The sequence below is a fragment of the Mesorhizobium sp. RCC_202 genome (assembly GCF_041355295.1).
GTDB lineage: Bacteria > Pseudomonadota > Alphaproteobacteria > Rhizobiales > Rhizobiaceae > Mesorhizobium.
In genome coordinates this window covers 799,938-819,341 of sequence record NZ_JBFUPO010000001.1, presented here as the reverse complement: position 1 = coordinate 819,341, position 19,404 = coordinate 799,938, and the positions used below count along the sequence as shown (strand labels likewise).

General features: G+C 63.7%; 19 protein-coding genes. 10 read left to right on the top strand and 9 right to left on the bottom strand.

What is annotated here, in order from left to right:
- Positions 1-67: 67 nt before the first annotated feature.
- Positions 68-235 (bottom strand): hypothetical protein, encoded by a 168-nt coding sequence (locus AB6802_RS03805; RefSeq protein ID WP_371008668.1) that lies wholly within the window; start codon positions 233-235, stop codon positions 68-70.
- Between the two features lie 104 nt (positions 236-339).
- Here AB6802_RS03805 and AB6802_RS03800 point away from each other — a divergent pair, with 104 nt between their 5' ends.
- A complete protein-coding gene (locus tag AB6802_RS03800) occupies positions 340-831 on the top strand; it encodes a MarR family winged helix-turn-helix transcriptional regulator (RefSeq protein ID WP_371008667.1) in 492 nt (163 codons plus the stop codon).
- 86 nt (positions 832-917) lie between these two features.
- Here the strand turns inward: AB6802_RS03800 and phhA are convergent, their stop codons facing one another.
- Positions 918-1,754 carry a phenylalanine 4-monooxygenase gene (phhA, locus tag AB6802_RS03795; protein WP_371008666.1) on the bottom strand — a complete coding sequence of 279 codons (837 nt, stop codon included), beginning with the start codon at positions 1,752-1,754 and terminating at the stop codon, positions 918-920.
- Positions 1,755-1,889: 135 nt separating this feature from the next.
- Here phhA and AB6802_RS03790 point away from each other — a divergent pair, with 135 nt between their 5' ends.
- Together AB6802_RS03790 and bchE are read left to right on the top strand one after the other, a co-directional pair.
- The gene (locus AB6802_RS03790) at positions 1,890-2,366 is read left to right on the top strand and encodes an Lrp/AsnC family transcriptional regulator (protein ID WP_371008665.1); all 477 of its coding nucleotides are present in this window, start codon (positions 1,890-1,892) and stop codon (positions 2,364-2,366) included.
- Between the two features lie 118 nt (positions 2,367-2,484).
- Positions 2,485-4,053 carry a magnesium-protoporphyrin IX monomethyl ester anaerobic oxidative cyclase gene (gene bchE / locus AB6802_RS03785; protein ID WP_371008664.1) on the top strand — a complete coding sequence of 523 codons (1,569 nt, stop codon included), beginning with the start codon at positions 2,485-2,487 and terminating at the stop codon, positions 4,051-4,053.
- 14 nt (positions 4,054-4,067) lie between these two features.
- On the opposite strand, the gene argB is transcribed toward bchE, so the two are convergent.
- Both argB and AB6802_RS03775 read right to left on the bottom strand, forming a co-directional pair.
- A complete protein-coding gene (gene argB / locus AB6802_RS03780) occupies positions 4,068-4,961 on the bottom strand; it encodes an acetylglutamate kinase (protein ID WP_371008663.1) in 894 nt (297 codons plus the stop codon).
- Positions 4,962-5,063: 102 nt separating this feature from the next.
- On the bottom strand, positions 5,064-6,560 hold the full coding sequence (locus AB6802_RS03775) for an amidase (protein ID WP_371008662.1): 1,497 nt from the start codon (positions 6,558-6,560) through the stop codon (positions 5,064-5,066).
- A 244-nt stretch (positions 6,561-6,804) separates the two neighbouring features.
- Between AB6802_RS03775 and AB6802_RS03770 the strand changes: the two genes are divergently transcribed.
- The 4 genes from AB6802_RS03770 (at position 6,805) to msrB (ending at position 9,571) form a co-directional block, all read left to right on the top strand.
- Entirely contained in the window at positions 6,805-7,344 is a 540-nt protein-coding gene (locus AB6802_RS03770) for a sigma-70 family RNA polymerase sigma factor (protein ID WP_371008661.1), read from the top strand.
- The gene (locus tag AB6802_RS03765; RefSeq protein WP_371008780.1) at positions 7,341-8,063 is read left to right on the top strand and encodes an anti-sigma factor domain-containing protein; all 723 of its coding nucleotides are present in this window, start codon (positions 7,341-7,343) and stop codon (positions 8,061-8,063) included. The genes AB6802_RS03770 and AB6802_RS03765 overlap by 4 nt, the downstream gene beginning before the upstream one ends.
- Positions 8,064-8,267: 204 nt before the next feature.
- Positions 8,268-8,822, top strand: a complete 555-nt coding sequence (locus AB6802_RS03760) for a fasciclin domain-containing protein (RefSeq protein ID WP_371008660.1) — start codon at positions 8,268-8,270, stop codon at positions 8,820-8,822.
- A 245-nt stretch (positions 8,823-9,067) separates the two neighbouring features.
- A complete protein-coding gene (msrB, locus tag AB6802_RS03755; protein WP_371008659.1) occupies positions 9,068-9,571 on the top strand; it encodes a peptide-methionine (R)-S-oxide reductase MsrB in 504 nt (167 codons plus the stop codon).
- 234 nt (positions 9,572-9,805) lie between these two features.
- Here the strand turns inward: msrB and AB6802_RS03750 are convergent, their stop codons facing one another.
- Positions 9,806-11,395: a DHA2 family efflux MFS transporter permease subunit gene (locus tag AB6802_RS03750; protein WP_371008658.1), complete on the bottom strand. Its 1,590-nt coding sequence runs from the start codon at positions 11,393-11,395 to the stop codon at positions 9,806-9,808.
- 124 nt (positions 11,396-11,519) lie between these two features.
- Positions 11,520-12,713 carry an HlyD family secretion protein gene (locus AB6802_RS03745; protein WP_371008657.1) on the bottom strand — a complete coding sequence of 398 codons (1,194 nt, stop codon included), beginning with the start codon at positions 12,711-12,713 and terminating at the stop codon, positions 11,520-11,522.
- 133 nt (positions 12,714-12,846) lie between these two features.
- Here AB6802_RS03745 and AB6802_RS03740 point away from each other — a divergent pair, with 133 nt between their 5' ends.
- The 3 genes from AB6802_RS03740 (at position 12,847) to AB6802_RS03730 (ending at position 17,181) form a co-directional block, all read left to right on the top strand.
- Entirely contained in the window at positions 12,847-13,545 is a 699-nt protein-coding gene (locus AB6802_RS03740; protein ID WP_371008656.1) for a TetR/AcrR family transcriptional regulator, read from the top strand.
- 255 nt (positions 13,546-13,800) lie between these two features.
- Positions 13,801-16,197, top strand: a complete 2,397-nt coding sequence (locus AB6802_RS03735; RefSeq protein WP_371008655.1) for a DNA translocase FtsK — start codon at positions 13,801-13,803, stop codon at positions 16,195-16,197.
- Positions 16,198-16,404: 207 nt separating this feature from the next.
- Positions 16,405-17,181 (top strand): tetratricopeptide repeat protein, encoded by a 777-nt coding sequence (locus tag AB6802_RS03730; RefSeq protein WP_371008654.1) that lies wholly within the window; start codon positions 16,405-16,407, stop codon positions 17,179-17,181.
- Positions 17,182-17,280: 99 nt separating this feature from the next.
- Here AB6802_RS03730 and AB6802_RS03725 read toward each other — a convergent pair whose 3' ends face one another.
- The 3 genes from AB6802_RS03725 to AB6802_RS03715 form a co-directional block, all read right to left on the bottom strand.
- The gene (locus AB6802_RS03725; RefSeq protein WP_371008653.1) at positions 17,281-17,982 is read right to left on the bottom strand and encodes a hypothetical protein; all 702 of its coding nucleotides are present in this window, start codon (positions 17,980-17,982) and stop codon (positions 17,281-17,283) included.
- Positions 17,983-18,050: 68 nt separating this feature from the next.
- Positions 18,051-18,710, bottom strand: a complete 660-nt coding sequence (gene yihA / locus AB6802_RS03720) for a ribosome biogenesis GTP-binding protein YihA/YsxC (protein ID WP_371008652.1) — start codon at positions 18,708-18,710, stop codon at positions 18,051-18,053.
- Positions 18,707-19,345, bottom strand: a complete 639-nt coding sequence (locus AB6802_RS03715; protein WP_371008651.1) for a CatB-related O-acetyltransferase — start codon at positions 19,343-19,345, stop codon at positions 18,707-18,709. Before AB6802_RS03715 ends, yihA begins: the two co-directional genes overlap by 4 nt.
- Positions 19,346-19,404 lie beyond the last annotated feature (59 nt).

The following is a 19,404-nucleotide window of genomic DNA, read 5'->3' as shown; positions in this document are numbered from 1 at the left end:
AACCGGCCACGCTTGGCTTGCCTCGTCAAAAGCAAGGGCCGAGCCGGCCGCTATTGGCAAGCCGGGCTCAGAAGCCGAAGATGGCGATACGCAGCAGCACGGCCGTCGCCGCCAGGCAAACCAGCAGGATGCCAAGGCCGATCGGCGAGCCCCAGCCATACCATTCCATCGCCAGCTTGGCGTAGCTGTATTCTTCGGCCGGGGTCAGCGGGGCGCGGGTCTGGGTATCGAACATTTTTGTAGTCTCCGTGTTGGCGGCGGCAGTTGGGTCTTGCCAAGAAGGGCAGGGCGGCCGCATATTATTGATGTCGTCTTAATGTTAGACAAAATGATAGTTAGATGATCGAAGTAAAATCGTCAAGCGTGAATCGTGCCGAAATGGATGCGGCCATCGGGGCCGCCATCATGCGCTGGCAGGATGCGACGCAGTCCTATGACGAGGCGGTCGGGGCCAAGCTCGGCCTGGGCATGGCCGAGCGGCTCTGCCTCGGCCTTTTGCAGACCGGCCCGCAATCGGCTGGTGCAATCGCGATCGCCACCGGCTTGACGCCGGCGGCGGTGACGTCGCTGATCGACAGGCTTGAGGCACGCGGCATGCTGACCCGCACCCGCAGCCTGGAAGACAGGCGCAAGGTGGTCATCGAGCAGACCGAAACCACCAGGAAATTCGCCGATCGCTACTACGGCCCGATCGCCCGCGAAGGGCAAAAACTGCTCGCCGGTTTCAGCGATGCCGAGCTGGCCACGGTGTTGCGTTTCGTGACCGCCGCCCTTGCGCTGCAGAACGAACAGCTGGCGCGGCTCAAGGCTGAACCGGAGGAGGCTGGCTGACGGCCTGCCTGGAAAAGCTGAAAGCGGTTCAGCAATCTGTCTGGCCGCTGAACCACTCCCGAAGGCCGATTGGGCGATAACCGACCTTATACGGTGGCCGGATCGAGCGCCGGCTGGCCCTTGAACCGGCTAACGATGCCGGCGAGGTCGGCGTTGCCGAAGGCGTCGCGCAGCACGTCGAAGGACGGCAGCACGAAATAGGCGCGCTGGAACTTGTCGATCTCATAGCCGGTGCGCATCACCGTCTCGAGCTTGAACGGCACATGGTGCGCGTCCTTGCTGTCGACCGCGAACTGCAGTTCGGTGAAAGACGACATCAGCCCGGCGCCGAACGCCTTCAGCGGCTGGCCGGGTTCCTGGATCAGGCCATACTCGGCGCTATACCAGTAGAGCCGGGTGATCATCTCGTCGCCGCCGAGCGCAATCACGTCCTCGGCCTTCCGGCCATACATCTGCATGAAATCGGCAAACACCGGCTGGGTCAGGATCGGCACATGGCCGAAGAAGTCGTGGAACATGTCCGGCTCGACGATGTAGTCGAGCTCTCCGCGCGTCCGCAGCCAGTTGGTGACCGGGAAGCGGCGGTTGGCGAGATGATCGAAAAACGGGCCGGCCGGGATCAGGCCAGGCACGGCGACAATCTCCCAGCCGGTCAGCCTGGTGAGCTTCTCGCTCACTTCGTCGAAGTCCGGGATCCGGTCGAGCAGGCCGAGCGAGGCGACGCCGTCGAGGTAGGAGCGGTGCGCCAGCTTCTGCGTCAGCCTGGTTTGGCGGTCGCAGAGCGTGCGCCACACCGCCTGCTCCTCGGATGAGTAATTGTATCCTTGAGCCACCGTGAAATCGCTGCGGCAGACCGAATAGTCGCCGCGCAGCCCTTGCGCCGCGCAGTCGCGGGCATAGTCGGCAACGCTCATCGTCATCATTTCCTCCTCGAGATCGTGATCCTCGGATCGTGAAGAGAAACTTAGCGGCTCCTGGCGAGGCAAATCAGCCTTGTTTCTGGCCTGCAAGCCGATTCTGAGGTAAAGACACTCACTCTAACAGTGGATCGAGAAAATATGCCTCAATTCGATGAATTCGAGATCAAGATGCTCGACATCCTGCAGCGCGATGGGCGCAAGCCCGTGTCGGAGCTGGCGCAGGAGATCGGCCTGTCGACCACGCCATGCGCCCGCCGCTTCGACGCGCTTCAGGAAACCGGCATCATCCAGGGCTTTGCCGCCGTGCTCAGTCGCCGCGCCGTCGGCCTCACCGTCGAGGTCTTCGTCCAGGTCCGGCTGGTGAGCCATAGCGACGGCTCGCCGGAAAGCTTCATTGCCGCCGTGCAACGCATGGACGAGGTCTCGTCCTGCTGGACGATGACCGGCGACCATGATTTCCTGCTGCATGTCCTGGTGCCGTCGGTGGACGATTTGAACGCCTTCGTCATGCACCGGCTGATGCGGCTGCCCGGCGTGCGCGACGTCCACACCCAGCTCGTCCTGCAGAATATCAAGGGGCCGGGCCACGTGCCGCTGGCGCATTTGAAGCGGTAAGGGTACTCCGGGGCTCGGATCGGAAATCTCCGGGAAAGCTGCTTGGAAACTGCGCAATCGCGCCAAGGCGGCCTCGTCATCGGCAACTATCACCGGTGGACCAGTCTGGAGGTCCACCATGAACATCGTGCTGATCAACCCGCCGCACACCGCCATCGGCAGCCGCGTGCCGGACGACCATCTGCCGCCGCTCGGCCTGCTGGCGATCGGCGGTCCGCTGATCGATTCCGGCCATGCGGTGCGGCTGGTCGATGCCGAATTCGGGCCGATGCCGCTCTCCTCGCTTGTCGACGACGCCCTGAGCGGCGATCCGGACTTCGTCCTCATCGGCCATTCCGGTTCGACCTCGGCGCATCCTACGGCGCTCAGCATCGCCGGGATGATCAAGGCACGCGCGCCAGGGGTCATCGTCATCTATGGCGGCGTCTTCCCGACCTATCATTGGCGCGACATCCTCACCGAGACGAACGTCTTCGACTTCATCGTGCGCGGCGAGGGCGAGGCGACGTTGACGGCGCTGGTCGAGGCCATCGAAATGCGCCAGCCGCTGGCGAGCGTCGCCGGCATCGCCTATCGCGACGACCTCGGGCGTCCGGCCGCGACGCAGCCGGCGATGACCATTGGCGACCTCGACGCCTACCGCGTCGGCTGGGAGCTGATCGACCATCGCCGCTACTCTTATTGGGGCGGCAAGCGGGCGGTCGTCATGCAGTTTTCGCGCGGCTGCCCGCATCTGTGCAACTATTGCGGCCAGCGCGGTTTCTGGACCCGTTGGCGCCATCGCGACCCGGTCAAGTTCGCCAGGGAGATAGCCTGGCTGCATCGTCAGCACGGCGTCGAGCTGATCAACCTTGCCGACGAGAACCCGACATCCTCGAAGAAGGCGTGGCGGGCGTTTCTCGATGCCATGATCGCCGAGAACGTGCCGGTGCTGATCGTCGGCTCGACCCGCGCCGACGACATCGTGCGCGATGCCGATATCCTCGATCTCTATCGCAAGGCAGGCGTCATCCGCTGGCTGCTCGGCATGGAGAACACCGACGAGGAAACGCTGTCCTTGATCCGCAAGGGCGGCAGTACGAAATCCGACCGCGAGGCGATCCGGCTGCTCAGGCAGCACGGCATCCTGTCGATGGCGACCTGGGTTGCCGGCTTCGAGGACGAGACGCTCAGCGATCTCTGGCGCGGCTTTCGCCAGCTTCTCGCTTATGACCCCGATCAGATCCAGGCGCTCTATGTCACGCCGCATCGCTGGACGCCGTTCTTCCGCATCGCCCGCGACCGCAAGGTGATCCAGAAGGATGTGCGTCTTTGGGACTACAAGCATCAGGTGATGCATATGACGAGGCTGAAGCCGTGGATGCTGTTCTTCGCGGTCAAGCTCATCGAAGTCGCCGTGCAATCCAGGCCGAAGGCGCTGGCGCGCATCCTGTTTCACCCCGATCCCGTGCAGCGCCATTCGATGCGCTGGTACACCAAGATGGGCCGCCGCGTCTGGTTCCGCGAGGTCTGGGGTTTTCTGGTCACCGACCGCCGCGTGACGGGCGGCCCGACATTAGCCGAATTCTGGGGCGCGCCGCAGGATACCGAGGAGGAATCGATGATCGTTCGGCGCCAGCCGCGCAAACCGACCGCGCCTGTTATCGAAGGTCAGGGCCTAGCGAAAGAAAGAAGATTAGCCGGCTAACTATGCCTCTACTGTTACGGAACGATCAGCGTGCCGGCGCCGTGCTCGGTGAACAGCTCGAGCAGCACCGAGTGTGGCGTTTTGCCGTTGAGGATGACGACGCCTTCGACACCGCGTTCGATCGCCTCGATGCAGGTCTCGACCTTGGGGATCATGCCGCCCGACACGGTGCCATCCTTGATTAGCGCCTTGGCTTCGGCCACCGTCAGCTCGTCGATCAGCTTCTTGTTCTTGTCGAGCACGCCGGGCACGTCGGTGAGGAAGAGCAGGCGCGTCGCCTGGCAGGCGCCGGCAATGGCGCCGGCGAAGGTGTCGGCGTTGATGTTGTAGGTGTGGCCGTCGCGGCCGGGCGCCACCGGCGCCAGCACCGGAATCATCTCCGAGCGTGCCAGCAGGTCGAGCAGCGTGCGGTCGACTTCGACCGGCTCGCCGACAAAGCCGAGATCGAGCACCCGCTCGATGTTGGAATCCGGGTCGATCATCGTCTTGCGCGCCTTTTCGGCAAACACCATGTTGCCGTCCTTGCCGCACAGCCCGATCGCCCATTCGCCCTCGGCGTTGATCAGCGCCACGATCTCCTTGTTGATCGAGCCGGCCAGCACCATCTCGACGATCTCGACCGTCTTCTGGTCGGTGACGCGCAGGCCGCCCTCGAACTTGGATTCGATGCCCATCTTGGAGAGCATCGCGCCGATCTGCGGCCCGCCGCCATGCACGACGATCGGGTTGACGCCGGACTGCTTCAAAAGCGCGATGTCGCGGGCGAAGGCCTTGCCGAGCTCGATGTCGCCCATGGCATGGCCGCCATATTTCACCACCACCGTCTTGTGCTCGTAGCGCTGCATGTAGGGCAGCGCCCTGGAAAGCAGCGCGGCCTGCATTTCGGCGGTGGCGGCAATGTCCGTCATCGGTCTGGTTTCCTGACTGGCAAGGGTGGCGGCCTCTTAGCGGGAATTGCCGCAGGCCGCAAACGGCTTTGCGGTCACAATGATGAAATCTGGCCGACTGTTCTAGGCCGGCACCTTGAGTGGCGCCCGGCGCGTCAGCCATCCGGAAATCTTCTCCATTTGCGCGGCGAGCGAAAGCAGCGTTTCCTCGTCGCCGGGCCGGCCCGCGGCCTGGATGCCGAGCGGCAGGCCGGCAGCGGTGACATGCACCGGCAGGGCGATCGAAGGCTGGCCGCTGACATTCTGGATCGCCGGCCAGTGCGTGAACCAAAGACTCTTGTCCATCAGCTGGCCAAACAGCGCCTTGACCTTGAGCAGGCTGGTGAGACGCAATTTGTCGAGCAGATTCTCGATGAGCTCGTCCGCGCCCTGCGGGTCCATCGAGCCGCAGGCCAGCGGCGGATGCGCGATGATCGGCATCAGCACCGCGTCGTAGCGCGCGGTCTCCGCTATCAGTTGGCGTGCTGTAGCGTGAAGCCGCTGCAGCCCGTCATAGACTTCGCCGGCCGAGAGCATCTCGCCGAGACGGCTGAGCACGCGCGTCGCGCGCTCGACCTCGCCGGTCACCGGCCGCCCCAGGCGCTCCGCCTCGCCGCGCATCGTGCCGGCAACGGCCGAGCCGACCGTCTTGCAGAAGTCGGCGAAGAAGTCGCGGCCGATAAAGGGGAGGTCGATCTCTTCGACGGTGTGGCCGCCCTCGCGCGCCAGCGCCACCGCCGTGTCGAGCGCGGCAATCGTCTCCGCGGAGATCGGCAGGCCGAGCGGCGATTTGCGGTAGACGGCAAGGCTGAGCTTGCCGGGGTCACGCGCCGCGGCTGCCGCGAACGTGCCCTGCGGCAGGCGCGCCGCATAAGGCGACAGCGGGTCGGCGCCGTGGGTGAGATCGAGCAGCAGCGCCGTGTCGCGCACCGAGCGGCTGACGGCATGGTCGACGACCATGCCATACCAGCTCTCGCTGATCAGCGGCGTCAGCGGCACCCGGCCACGCGAGGTCTTTAAGCCCACCAGCCCGCTGCAGGCCGAAGGCACGCGGATCGAGCCCCCACCGTCGGAGGCATGGGCGACAGGCACCACGCCCGCCGCGACCAGCGCCGCCGAGCCGCCGGACGAGCCGCCGGTCGTGTGGCCGGTGTTCCACGGGCTGCGCGTGATGCCGAAACGGGCAGACTCCGTCATCAGCCGCAACCCGTGCTCGGGGGTCGTGCTGGTGGCGATCGGGATAAGGCCGGCGGCAAGGTAGCGTTCGACCATCACCGAGTTGAAATCGGCCGTGAACGGCGCGACGCGGCTGCCGCCATGGATCGGTACGCCCTTGATGCCGATGCCGAGATCCTTCAGCGCGAACGGCACGCCAGCCAGCGGCAGCTGACGGTCGATTGTCCTGGCCCGGCCTCGCGCGGCTTCATAAAGCGGTGTGGCTATGGCGTTGATGTCGGGCCTTGTCGCCTCGGCGCGCGCGATCGCCGCGTCGACCAGCTCCTCGGGTGAAATTTCGTTTCGATGCACGAGATCGGCGAGGCCGGTCGCATCCTGTTCCCAAAGCACGCGCTCGACCGACATCGCCATTCCCTCGTTTTGAAAAAGGCTAGAGCAATTCGAGGAAAAGTGTGAGCGGTTTTCCACCCGGAATTGCGCAAGAAAAGAGTTGGATCGCTTCGCCGTTTCGGTGAAACGCCCCACGGCGGCAGGTTGGGCGACGCGCCAATAAAGACCGCCCAAACCGCTTCGCAGCTCGATGACGACCTTTCGTGGACAACATCCGCTGACCCGTTGCAAATAAATCATAATCTTCTAATTTGCCTCCATGGCGCCGCAGGACATCAGCAAGCTGATCGTCCGGACTTCGATGAAGGACCGGGCTGCGTTCGATCTGCTCTATAAGCAGACCAGCTCGAAACTTTTTGGCGTCTGCCTTCGTGTATTGAAGGATCGGGGAGATGCGGAAGAAGCGCTGCAGGAGGTCTTCGTCAAAGTCTGGACGAAGGCGGATCGTTTCGCGGTTTCCGATCTGAGCCCGATTTCCTGGCTGGTGGCCATTGCTCGCAACCATGCGATTGATCGCATTCGGGTGCGGCGCAGTCCTTCTGCCAACATCGATGCAGCCCTCGACGTCGCCGATCCGACGCCGGGACCCGAGGCCATGGCTGTGGCGGGCGGCGAAACCGAACGCATCTACCATTGCCTCGACGAATTGGAAAAAGACCGGGCGGCGGCCGTCCGGGGCGCCTATCTGAACGGCGAAAGCTATGCCGAGCTGGCGGAACGTCACAACGTACCGCTGAACACGATGCGGACTTGGCTGCGGCGAAGCCTGCTGAAACTTAGAGAATGTCTGGAAAGATGACGCTGGCAGAGGACAACGGACCGGAACGTGGAGGCGACGACCTGCTCGCCGCCGAATACGTTCTCGGCGTTCTGGCAGCCGACGAGCGCCAGATCGCTTCCCGCCGCATCGATACCGAAACGGCGTTCGCCGGTCTGGTCGATGGCTGGGAGGTCCACTTCGCGCCGATGGCGTCCGCCTATGCCGCGGTCGAGCCGCCGGCCTCCGTCAAGGTGGCGATCGACCGCCGGCTGTTTGCATCTTCTGCCGCCACATCCGCCGCGCCGAGCGCCGGCATGTGGTCGAGCCTGGCCTTCTGGCGTGGTCTTGCCGCCGCCGCGATCGCCGCTTTGGCCGTCTATGTCGCTTTGCCTTATGTGAACCCGCCGGCGCCGCAGGCCGAGACCAGGCTGGTCGCATCGCTCGCCGCCGACAACAGCAATGTCAAATACCTCGCAGTCTATGACGCGGCCCGTCACGAGGTCGGCCTGTCGCTGGTCTCCGGCGACCGTGGCGCCGGCAAGGATTTCGAGCTCTGGATGATCGAAGGCAAGAATGCGCCTGTATCGATGGGCGTCATCCCCGCCGGCCAGACCGCGCGCGTCGCTGTCACGCCCGCCGTCCAGCAAAAGCTCGCGCAAGGCGCGGTGCTCGCCGTCAGCCTCGAGCCGACGGGTGGTTCGCCGACCGGCCAGCCGACCGGCCCTGTCGTCGCCGCGGGCGACCTCAAGGGCATCTGATCATTACGGCATTTCCAAAGATTAGATGAAGCTTATCTGGGCACGTCGCCCATGTTCGAGGCTCTGCTGGTGCCTAACCAGATAGAGACAGAAGTCTCGCCTGAAAGAGCGAAATCTTTTGGGAGTAGCGAAACTTAGTTTTTCGAGCACCGTATCTCCTAGCGTTCCCAAACAGGGGAAAAACAACCCGAGGAGACTTATACTATGCGTAAACTCGCCACCCTTTTGCTCGCCTCTACGATCGGCCTTTCGGCGCTTGGCGCCATTGCCTATGCCAATCCGATGGTCGGCGGCGCGCCGATGTATGCCAAGAAGAACATCATCGAGAACGCCGTCAATTCCAAGGACCACACGACGCTGGTCGCTGCCGTCAAGGCCGCCGGCCTGGTCGACACGCTTGAGGGCAAGGGCCCCTTCACCGTTTTCGCGCCGACCAATGAGGCCTTCGCCGCTCTCCCGCCCGGCACGGTCGATACGCTGCTCAAGCCCGAGAACAAGGACAAGCTGGTCAAGATCCTGACCTGCCATGTCGTCGCCGCCAAGGCGATGGCCGCCGACGTCGCCAAGATGGCCAAGGCCGATGGCGGCGCGCACGAGGTCAAGACGGCCGGCGGCTGCGAGCTGACGCTGAAGTCGGAGAAGGGCAAGGTCACCGTGACCGACGAGAACGGCAATGTCGCGCATGTCACCATCGCCGACGTCCGCCAGTCGAACGGCGTCATCCACGTCATCGACAAGGTTCTCTTGCCGAAGATGTAACAAAGCGGGCCCGGCCGGCGAAGAATAGGTCGAACCGCGCCGGCCGCAAAGATCCGCGTAATCCGGCAAGAGTGTGCTCCGCGTTGTCCTGGAAAGGCGATGCGGAGCATCATTGTGAGCAGTTCCGGGAAAAGTGTGCAGCGGTTTCCGTTCGGAATTGCGTCAAGACAAAGAGACAGAGCGTCACCGGCTTTTGATTTTCAGGTGGCGCCGCGATCTGGCACAAAAGTGCAGGAGGAATGGCCATGAACCGTCGTGATATTCTCTGGAGCGGAGCTGCCGCTGCCGCTCTGATTGTCGGCTCCGGGGCGCTTCTGCGCACTGGTGGGCCGAACCCGGCTTTGGCCGCCGAGACCTTCGAGGTCACCAAGACCGACGCTGAATGGCACGCCATCCTTTCCGACGCCGCCTTCGATGTGTTGCGCAAGGAAGGCACCGAATATCCGGGCACCAGCCCTTTGCTCAACGAGCACCGCAAAGGCGTGTTCGCCTGCGCCGGCTGCGACCTGCCGGTCTATGCATCCGAGACCAAGTTCGATTCCGGCACCGGCTGGCCGAGCTTCTACCAGGAGATCGCCAATTCCATCGGCAAGACCGTGGACCGCTCGCTCGGCATGACGCGCACCGAAGTCCATTGCCGCCGCTGCGGCGGCCATCTCGGTCATGTCTTCGATGACGGCCCGCCGCCGACCGGCCTGCGCCACTGCATCAATGGCGTGGCGCTGAGCTTCAAGCCGGCCACCGCCTGAGCTGGGTCGATATCCAGGTGATGCCGGCCTGCAAATGCCGGCTTCCTGCGCTTCGGTGCTCACGTACTTAAGTACGCTCGGCCCCGGTTCTCGGAACCCGCCATTTTCGGCTCGGCCTGACCTGAATCTCAACCCACCTGGAGCCGCGTTCGGTCTCCGAAAAAGAATGACCCCGGAAATCGTCACCGATTTCCGGGGTCACGCGTGAGGATGCCAGGCGGGGGTTCCGGCTCCTCAATGGCCTCCGCCGCCGCCCTGCTGGGCCGGCTTGTTGATGAACAGCACGAAGAAACCGAGCGAGGCGAACAGCACCGTCAGCATCATGAACACGTCCATGAACGACAGCAGCGCCGCCTGTTGCTGAACCATGCCCGACAGTTTCGAGATCGCGGCAGTCGTGGCATCGAGCCCTGCGGTCTGCTCGAAATTCAACGTCATGTTCTGCAGCTTGGTCTGCGCGGCGGCGCTTCCCCACTGCACATGCTCGGCCAGCCGGGCGTAGTGGAAGGCGTTGCGGTCGATCAGCACCGTGTTGATCAGCGCAAGGCCGACGGCGCCGCCGAGGTTGCGGGTCAGGTTGAACAGGCCCGATGCGTTCTTCAGCCGGTCCGGGGGCAGTGTGCCGAGCGCAATGTTGTTGATCGGCACCATGCACAGCATCATCGAACAGCCGCGCAGGATCTGCGGGATGAGCAGCTCATAGAAATCCCAGTCGGCGGTCAGATGCGTCATCCACCAGGTACCGGTGGCAAAGCCGAGGAAGCCGATCATCATCATCAGCCGCAAATCCATCTTGCTGGATAGGAAGCCGGAGATCGGCGCGGTGACGAACATCGCCAGGCCGCTGACGAACAGCGCTTCGCCGATCATCATCGAATCGTAGCCACGGATGCGTCCCAGGAACACCGGATAGAGATAGGTGAGGCCGTAGAGGCCGATGCCGATGACGAAGGAGAACAGCGAGCCGAAGGCGAAGTTGACGTTGGTGAAGGCCTTGAGATCGACGATCGGTTCCTCGGCGGTAAACACGCGCCAGAAGAACACGACAGCGCCGATGGTCATGATGACAGCGCAGGCGAACACCGCCGGCTCCTGCAGCCAGTCGTGGTTCGGGCCTTCCTCCAGCACATATTCCATGCAGCCCAGGAAGGCGGCCATGCCGATCAGGCCCCACCAGTCGAATTTGTTGAACAGCTTGAGGTTCGGCTTGTCGAAATCGATCAGCGACCAGGCCGCGGTCGCCACCAGTATGCCCGGCACGACATTGACCAGGAACAGCCAATGCCATGAGAAAGCGTGGCTGATATAGCCGCCGACGGTCGGGCCTATGGTCGGCGCCAGCGTCGCCACCAGGCCGATCATCGGCGAGACGATGGCGCGCTTGGAAGGCGGGAAGATGGTGAAAGCGGCCGCGAACACGCTGGGGATCATGCCGCCGCCGATGAAACCCTGGATGGCGCGGTAGACGATCATCTGGTCGATGTTGGTGGCGGTGGCGGCAAGCGCGCTGGCCGCGGTGAAGCCGGCGGCGGCGATGGTGAACAGCACCCGGGTCGACAGCATCCGGCTGAGGAAGCCCGACAGCGGGATCATCACAACTTCGGCAATCAGATAGGCGGTCTGCACCCACGGAATTTCATCCGAGCTGGCGCTGAGACCGGCCTGGATCTCGGCCAGCGAAGCCGAGACGATCTGGATGTCGAGGATCGCCATGAACATGCCGAACACCATCGCCAGGAAGGCGATGACACGTCTGGTCGAGATGGTGTCAGGGACTGCCGGCCTTGCCGCCGGCGCGCCTGCTGTCAGGGTTGCGGTTGCCATATCATGGCCTCCCTAGAGCAATTCCGGGAACAAGGGTTTCCGTCCGGAATTGCATCGAAACAAATACTGGCGGGCTGGACGGTTCGGTGCTCAACAGGCCACCGAACCGTCCCCCCAAAAGTGCTTAGTTGGTCGTGCTGGCGGGCGCCGTGCGGCTGTCGACGGCGACGACGACGCTCAGGCCGGCGCGCAACTTGCCGGTCTTCAGGACATCGGCCGGCACGTCGATGCGCACGGGCACGCGCTGCACCACCTTGGTGAAGTTGCCGGTGGCGTTTTCCGGAGGCAGCAGCGAGAACACCGCGCCCGAGGCCGGCGCCAGCGACGAGACGGTGCCTTCGAAGGTCTGGCCGTCGATGGCATCGACGGTGATGCGCACCTTTTCGCCAGGCACCATCCGGCCAAGCTGCGTTTCCTTGAAGTTGCCGACGATGTAGAGCTTGTCCATCGGCACGACGACGGCGAGCTTCTGTCCAGGGCTGACGAGGTCGCCCTGCTCGACCGAGCGGTTGCCGACGACGCCGTCATAAGGCGCCTTGAGCACGGTGAAGGCGAGGTCGCGCGCGGCCTTGTCGCGGGTCAGCTGCAGCGAAGCCAGCGTCGAGGCCGATTCCGCGCGCTGGGCTTGCAGCACACCGATATTGGCCTGGGCCGCGGCGATCTGCGCATCCGCGCCGACAAGCGCGGCGTTTGCCTGATCGAGCGCCGTCTGGGCGTCATCGAGCTGCGCCTGCGTACCGACATGGGTCTTGAGCAACTGCGTCGCGCGCACCTGGGCGCGGCCTGCATTGTCGGCGGCGGCCTGGTCGGCAACCTTCGAGGCCTGGGCCTGTTGCAGGGAGGCCTGGGCGGCCTTGGTCTGTGCGTCGATGCGGTCGAGCGTCTTGGCGAGCGTCGCGATCTGCGCCTCGGCCTGGGCAACGGCGATCTTGTAGTCGCCATTGTCGATGACGAACAGCGGATCGCCGGCCTTTACCTGCTGGTTCTCGCTCACCAGGACCTTGTCGATATAGCCGGAAATCTTCGGCGACACGAAGGACATGTCGGCCTGGACATAAGCGTCGTCGGTTGAGATCATGAAGCGGCCGTCGGTCCAGTAGTCATAACCATACCAGGCGCCGGCGCCGAGCAGGGCCACGCCGATGATCGGCAACAGGAACGAACGCACCGAGCGCTTCTTCTTGGCCGGTGCTTCGGCTGCGGGAGGAGCAACCGGGGTGACGGGCTGGGTGGGGGCTTCCGGAGCTTCGGTCGACGGTTGGACCTTGGCGTTGGGAAAGGGGCGGACTTCGGCGGTGGCGGGCGCGTTCGAGGACATGATGATCTCTCTGGATTGTCAGTCAGACTGAACCGTTCGGTTCGAATTCGCCGTTGACATAGCGCGGGAAGAGGCCCATATCAAGAGGAAATCGAACCGAGCGGTTCGAAATATTTTGCGAGGTGTGACTTTAATGGTCGAAACGACAGCGGACAGCGATCTGCTCGACCTGCGCAAGGGCCGACCGGCCGCCGGGCAGGATCCTGTTAAGCGGGCCCAGATCATCGAGGGCGCGCGCCGCGTCTTCATAGACAAAGGCTTCGAGGCCGCGTCCATGAACGACATAACGCGCGAGGCCGGCGTCTCCAAGGGCACCATCTACGTCTATTTCGAGAACAAGGAAGAGCTGTTCGAGGCCCTCATCGAAGAAGAGCGCGGCAGCATCTTCAAGAACATGTATGAGGTGCTCGATCACTTTGACGATCTGCGCAAGACAATGGTGAAATTTGGCGTGGTGCTCTCGACCAAGATCACCTCGGTCAGAGTCATCCAGGCGCAGCGCACCGTGGTCGGTGCCTCCGACAGGATTCCCGAGCTTGGCGCCCGCTTCTATGAGCGTGGTCCCAAACGCGGCCATGACAAGGTGATGTCCTTCCTCGTTGAGGCCGTCGAGCGTGGCCTGCTGAAGATCGACGATGTCGATCTCGCCGCCTATCAGTACACCGAACTCTGCCTCGCCGGCCTGTTCCGGCAGTGCATCTTCTCCTACCGCACCAAGGCCCCAGGCCAGGCGGAGATCGAGCATATCGTGCGTTCAGGTGTCGATGTGTTCCTCAAGGCCTACGGTACAGAGAAGCTGTTCGCCGAGGAGCGTGCGTCCGAGACGGCCTGACCATCGCAAGCGAGCGTCTCTTCGATGGACGGAACTCGCGACAGCCGACATGGAGGCGCCCTGCCCGAACCCGAAGGTTCGTGATGCGTGTTGCCAGTTCCAATCGGCCTGTGGGTCGCTTCGATGCCGGGTAGATTTTTTCCGATCAAATCCGACCGTCAACGACCTCGTCACCGGGTTTTCGGAAGGACCTGTTAACCATCGCTTTCTATGTCTCGGGACACGTGCAACCGGCGAGTCTCGAGTATGACATCCATGCGTTTCCCCCGTGCCAATCTTCCCGGTGCCTCGGCCTACGATAGCGATGACAATCATCATCCGCGGGACGTTGGGCGCCCGGGCGCGGGCGCGCAGCCGCAAGCGGCGCAAATTGTCCCGTTGCGCGCCGTGCCCGTCGCCGAATCGAATGCCGTCCGCGATGAACCGTCCGATTCGACCGACGGTGGATTCAACCGACCGACTTTCCAGAACTATTTCTTTCTGGCGCCGAACGTGCGTTTTACGCGCACGCCCGATTCCGATGCCGTAAAGCGCCCGGCGCCACAGACGGAGGCCGCTCTGCCGCCGAAACCAAATTCCGCGGCGGCGCCTGTCAGGCCCGCGCCGCTGGCTTCGGTCCAGGCGAAGACCAATCCGGCTCGGCCGGTTGCCCCCGCTGTCGTCACTGTTCCCGCAACGGCCGCTGCGCCGCCGCATACCATTGTTCCAGCGCCGAAGCCGCGCCCGACCGGATTGCGCTGGTCCTATCTTTCCGACCACGCGTTTTTCGAGTTCGGCATGCCGTTCCTGGCCGAGCGTCTGGCACGGGCACAGGCAACGCAGCAATCCGCCGGGTCGTCGCCCGCTGTCCCGACTCCGGGGCCGCAACCGAGCCAGTCGCGCATCCCTCTCATGAGCGAGGCGACATCGTTCTACCGCGTCATCGAATGGCGCTCGAACACGACGCTCGCCGGCACGGCTTCAATGTCGGCGCCGGCCGTCGAGCCGGCCGTGCAGCCCGCTACTGCGGACATCGCGCCGACCGCGCCCGCAAGGGGTGCCCGGGCAGCCAAGTCGGCGCCCGCACTGCCACTTGCCGGCAAGATCGCGCCGGTAATCGGTACGGCTGGTTACGAGCTCCCCTCCGAAGACCTTTTGCAGATGCCGCCGGAAGGCCAGGGCTTCTACATGTCGCAGGAGCGGATGGAGCAGAACGCCGACCTGCTCGAAAGCGTGCTGGAGGATTTCGGCGTCAAGGGCGAGATCATCCATGTCCGCCCGGGTCCCGTCGTCACGCTCTATGAATTCGAGCCGGCGCCAGGCGTGAAGTCCAGCCGTGTCATTGGCCTGGCCGACGACATCGCCCGCTCCATGTCGGCCGTCTCGGCGCGCGTCGCCGTGGTGCCGGGCCGCAACGTCATCGGCATCGAACTGCCCAACGAGACGCGCGAGACCGTCTATTTCCGCGAGCTGATCGGGTCGGCCGGCTTCCGCAACACGTCCTGCAAGCTGGCTCTCGGCCTCGGCAAGACGATCGGCGGCGAGCCGGTCATCGCCGAGCTCGCCAAGATGCCGCACCTTCTGGTCGCGGGCACCACCGGCTCGGGCAAGTCGGTCGCCATCAACACCATGATCCTGTCGCTGCTCTACCGGATGAAGCCGGAGGAATGCCGCCTCATCATGGTCGATCCCAAGATGCTCGAGCTCTCGGTCTATGACGGCATCCCGCATCTGCTCACCCCGGTCGTCACCGATTCCAAGAAGGCGGTGACGGCGCTGAAATGGGCGGTGCGTGAAATGGAAGATCGCTATCGCAAGATGGCGCGGCTCGGCGTGCGCAACATCGACGGCTACAACCAGCGCGCCGCAAGCGCCCGCGACAAGGGCGAAACCGTGGCCATGCAGGTGCAGGTCGGCTTCGAGAAGGGCACGGGCGAACCGCTGTTCGAAGAGCGCGAAATCGATCTTACGCCGATGCCCTACATCGTCATCATCGTCGACGAGATGGCCGATCTGATGATGGTGGCCGGCAAGGAAATCGAAGGCGCCATCCAGCGTCTGGCGCAGATGGCGCGCGCCGCCGGCATTCACCTGATCATGGCAACGCAGCGGCCCTCCGTCGATGTCATCACCGGCACCATCAAGGCAAATTTCCCGACCCGCATCTCCTTCCAGGTCACGTCCAAGATCGACAGCCGCACCATCCTTGGTGAACAGGGCGCCGAGCAGCTGCTCGGCCAGGGCGACATGCTGCATATGGTCGGTGGCGGACGCATTGCGCGCGTGCACGGCCCCTTCGTATCCGACCTCGAGGTCGAGCAGGTGGTGGCGCATCTCAAGGCGCAGGGCCGCCCCGAATATCTCGACACCGTCACCGCCGACGAGGAAGAGGATCAGGAAGCCGAAGACACCGGCCCGGTCTTCGACAAGACCGCGATCGCCGAGGACGATGGCGATGCCCTCTACGAGGAAGCCATCAAGGTGGTCAAACGCGACAAGAAGTGCTCGACCTCCTACATCCAGCGTCGGCTTGGCGTCGGCTACAACCGCGCCGCTTCGCTGGTCGAACGCATGGAGAAGGAAGGGCTGGTCGGCACGCCCAACCATGTCGGCAAGCGCGAAATCCTCACCGGGCGTCGCGACCGCGAGCCGGAACGCGACGAGACGGATTGATCCCTGACGGACCGGTCCCATCGCTGGCGTCAGCCGCCGTTTCCCCGCCACCCCACGAGACATGCCGAACGCCAGCTTGACCTGACGGCCCCAAGGCTCAAACATTTAAGGCGGGCTTCGACGGATCACTGGGCCGCAGGGGGGCTCGGCGTGGCAGGCAGGTTGAGGATGGTCGATACAAAGCTGCAGGACCGGATTCGGCGCATCGTGGCGGACTTCAATGCCGGTCGCCACGACCAGGCGCGCCTGCTTTGCGAAGAGGGCCTTCGCCAGACGCCGGATGAACCGGCTCTCAACCATCTTCTGGCGGCCGTCCTGTTTGCAAAGGGAGAGGTGGCGAAAGCCCGCGCCCATATTCGTGCAAGTCTGTCGATCAGGGCCGACAACGCATCCGCTCATTTGCTCGCGGGACGGATAGCGCGGGCGGCAGGGGACTTTGAGCCGGCGCTTTACCATTTCGGGCGCGCAGCGGAATTGGCGCCCGGCGTTGCCGGACTGCTCGAGCGGGCGCGCACGCTCGATGCGGCGGGCGACCGGGGCCAGGCGTATCAGGCGTGGCGCGCGGCGACACAGGCCGATCCTTCATCCGCCGAAGCTGCAGCGCGTCTGGGCCGCATTCTGTTTGAGGACGGCATGCCAGCCGAAGCAGCTCCTTTTCTGGAGCGTGCCATCAAGGGCGATGCGCCTGCCTCGGCATGGTTCGACCTCGCCCTTGTCAGGCAGGATCTGCATGACCATGCCGGCGCCGGCGCCGCTTATCGCAAGGCACTGGAAAAGCGCCCGGATGATGCCGAGGCCGCGGTCAATCTAGGGGTCGCGCTTCAGGAAACAGGCGACATGGACGCCGCGATCCAAGCCTATCGAACGGCCTACCGGCAGCGCCCCGCAACATTCGGCACCATTGCGATGGCCCTGACGTCGGCACCGCATGGACGGCTTTGGCTCGATCGCGAAGCGCTGAAGGGACTGCTCGGCGAGTCCTAGAACAATTTCAGGAAAGGTGTGAGCGGTTTTCCGCCTGGAAATTACGACAAAACAAAGAGATAGAGCGGTTCGCCGTTTCAGTGAAACGGTGAAAACGCTCTAGCGGGCGCGCTTGTCGCGAAACTGCTTCCGGTAGACGCCGGGTCTGGCCAGGACATCGGCGACGGTTTCCGCATAGGCGATCTCGCGAGCGGCATCGAAGCTCTCGAAGACGAGTTCGGGTGCTGCGCGCGGCACGGGAAAACATTGCGCGACCGGCGTGCCCTTGGGCAGAACTCCCCGGAAATCCTGGTCGGTCCAGACCGCCGGGAAATTGATGCCGGCGTCTTGGAAATGATCCGAATCGACGACCCCCGTCACCAGGCGGAAAGGAAGGTCGTCGCGGCTGACCGGGTGGGTGGCGAACAAGGACCAGCCTTCCTCCAGCTCGATTGTCCAGAAACTGTTGAATTTTATCGCCGCCAGCCCGTTGGCGAATGGCGCGCCGGCGAGCTGTTCAGCAACGTGGAAGCTAAGCGGGGACCGTGGGTGACCCTTCGTTGAAGGCTCCGGGATGTCCCAATGCCATTCGAAGGCGCCATTCTCCACCGTCACGTCGCATGGCAGCAGGATCATGAAGCCATGTGTCATCGCATCGACGAACGGCGGACACTGTTTTACCGTTCGGATATCGCGGCCGTGGATCTCCGAATAGGCTTTGGACGGCATTTTGCGCAGCCAGTCGGGCAGGACCGTGCGTGCCGGCACGGGTTGCGGCAGCGTCTCGGCAAGTGCAGGGTCGCAACGGAAAACAATGCGCATGGCGTAACCTTAGCAGGCCGTGCAATTTTGACGGTTTGCCGAGGCGTGGTCAACGGCGCGCCCCGTTGTCAGCCGCCGTTCGCCACCAGCACGATGGCAGCGCGCAGCTCGTCGAGCCCCTCGGCTTTTTCCGAGGATGTCGCCAATACGATCGGGAAAGCCGCCGGCCGCTTTTTGATCTTGGCCAGCGTCTCCTCGATCAGTCTCGGCACGCCGGCGGCCTTGATCTTGTCGGTCTTGGTCAGCACCACCTGGTAGGACACCGCCGCCTTGTCGAGCAGCGACAGCACTTCCTCGTCCTTGGCCTTGATGCCGTGGCGGGCATCGATCAGCACATAGACGCGCTTCAGCGTCACGCGCCCCTGCAGATATTCGAAGATCAACTTGGTCCACTCGTCGACCTTCTCCTTCGGCGCGCTGGCATAGCCGTAGCCGGGCATGTCGACCAGCGCCATCGGCGGCAGGTCGGCGCCCTCGCCGGAAAAGCCGTCCGGCACGAAATAGTTGAGCTCCTGCGTGCGTCCCGGCGTGTTGGAGGTGCGCGCCAGTCCCTTCTGGTTGACCAGCGCGTTGATCAGCGACGACTTGCCGACATTGGAGCGGCCGGCAAAGGCGATCTCGGGCGGTCCTTCCGGCGGCAGGAATTTCATCGACGGCACGCCGCGGATGAAGATCCACGCGCGGGTGAAAAGCTCGGTGCTGATCGCGGTCGTGTTTGGCGCGTTCAAACCGCGGCCTCCAGTCTGGCAATGTCGGCGCCACGGATGGCGTTGAGGTTGCGGCTGATCCTGTCCACCGGCCAGTCCCACCAGGCCGCCTTGAGCAGGCGTCGCACCGTGAAGTCGTCGAAGCGCATTTTTACCACCTTGGCCGGATTGCCGGCAAAGATCGCATAGGGCGGCACATCGTGCGTGACAACCGATTTCGCGGCGATGATGGCGCCATGGCCGATCTTCACGCCCGGCATGATCACCGCATCCATGCCGATCCACACGTCATTGCCGACGATCGTGTCGCCGCGAACCTCCTTCGACCAGGTCTGCGGGTCGAAGCCTTCCTCCCAGCCATGGCCGAAAATGTTGAACGGATAGGTCGAGAAGCCGGACATGGCATGATTGGCGCCGTTCATGATGAAGCGCGCGCCTTCCGCGATGGCGCAGAACTTGCCGATGATCAGCCTGTCGCCGATGAAGTCGTAGTGATGCAGCACGCATTTCTCGGCGAATGCGTCCGGGCCGTCGGGATCGTCATAGTAGGTGAAGTCGCCGATCTCGATGTTCGGCGCCTTCACCAGTCCCTTCAGGAAACCGATGCGCGGATGCATCGCAACCGGATGCTTGACGTTGGGATTGGGTCCAGTCATCACGGTCCCTCCATGGTTGCAGGCGCGTCCCGGCGTAGCCGGCGACGTCGACATCCGAT

Bases quoted from the DNA above. Each gene is read 5' to 3' on its own strand.
- AB6802_RS03805 (WP_371008668.1), bottom strand. From the start codon at position 235: ATGTTCGATACCCAGACCCGCGCCCCGCTGACCCCGGCCGAAGAATAC.
- AB6802_RS03800 (WP_371008667.1), top strand. From the start codon at position 340: ATGATCGAAGTAAAATCGTCAAGCGTGAATCGTGCCGAAATGGATGCG.
- phhA (WP_371008666.1), bottom strand. From the start codon at position 1,754: ATGATGACGATGAGCGTTGCCGACTATGCCCGCGACTGCGCGGCGCAA.
- AB6802_RS03790 (WP_371008665.1), top strand. From the start codon at position 1,890: ATGCCTCAATTCGATGAATTCGAGATCAAGATGCTCGACATCCTGCAG.
- bchE (WP_371008664.1), top strand. From the start codon at position 2,485: ATGAACATCGTGCTGATCAACCCGCCGCACACCGCCATCGGCAGCCGC.
- argB (WP_371008663.1), bottom strand. From the start codon at position 4,961: ATGACGGACATTGCCGCCACCGCCGAAATGCAGGCCGCGCTGCTTTCC.
- AB6802_RS03775 (WP_371008662.1), bottom strand. From the start codon at position 6,560: ATGTCGGTCGAGCGCGTGCTTTGGGAACAGGATGCGACCGGCCTCGCC.
- AB6802_RS03770 (WP_371008661.1), top strand. From the start codon at position 6,805: ATGGCGCCGCAGGACATCAGCAAGCTGATCGTCCGGACTTCGATGAAG.
- AB6802_RS03765 (WP_371008780.1), top strand. From the start codon at position 7,341: ATGACGCTGGCAGAGGACAACGGACCGGAACGTGGAGGCGACGACCTG.
- AB6802_RS03760 (WP_371008660.1), top strand. From the start codon at position 8,268: ATGCGTAAACTCGCCACCCTTTTGCTCGCCTCTACGATCGGCCTTTCG.
- msrB (WP_371008659.1), top strand. From the start codon at position 9,068: ATGAACCGTCGTGATATTCTCTGGAGCGGAGCTGCCGCTGCCGCTCTG.
- AB6802_RS03750 (WP_371008658.1), bottom strand. From the start codon at position 11,395: ATGGCAACCGCAACCCTGACAGCAGGCGCGCCGGCGGCAAGGCCGGCA.
- AB6802_RS03745 (WP_371008657.1), bottom strand. From the start codon at position 12,713: ATGTCCTCGAACGCGCCCGCCACCGCCGAAGTCCGCCCCTTTCCCAAC.
- AB6802_RS03740 (WP_371008656.1), top strand. From the start codon at position 12,847: ATGGTCGAAACGACAGCGGACAGCGATCTGCTCGACCTGCGCAAGGGC.
- AB6802_RS03735 (WP_371008655.1), top strand. From the start codon at position 13,801: ATGCGTTTCCCCCGTGCCAATCTTCCCGGTGCCTCGGCCTACGATAGC.
- AB6802_RS03725 (WP_371008653.1), bottom strand. From the start codon at position 17,982: ATGCGCATTGTTTTCCGTTGCGACCCTGCACTTGCCGAGACGCTGCCG.
- AB6802_RS03715 (WP_371008651.1), bottom strand. From the start codon at position 19,345: ATGACTGGACCCAATCCCAACGTCAAGCATCCGGTTGCGATGCATCCG.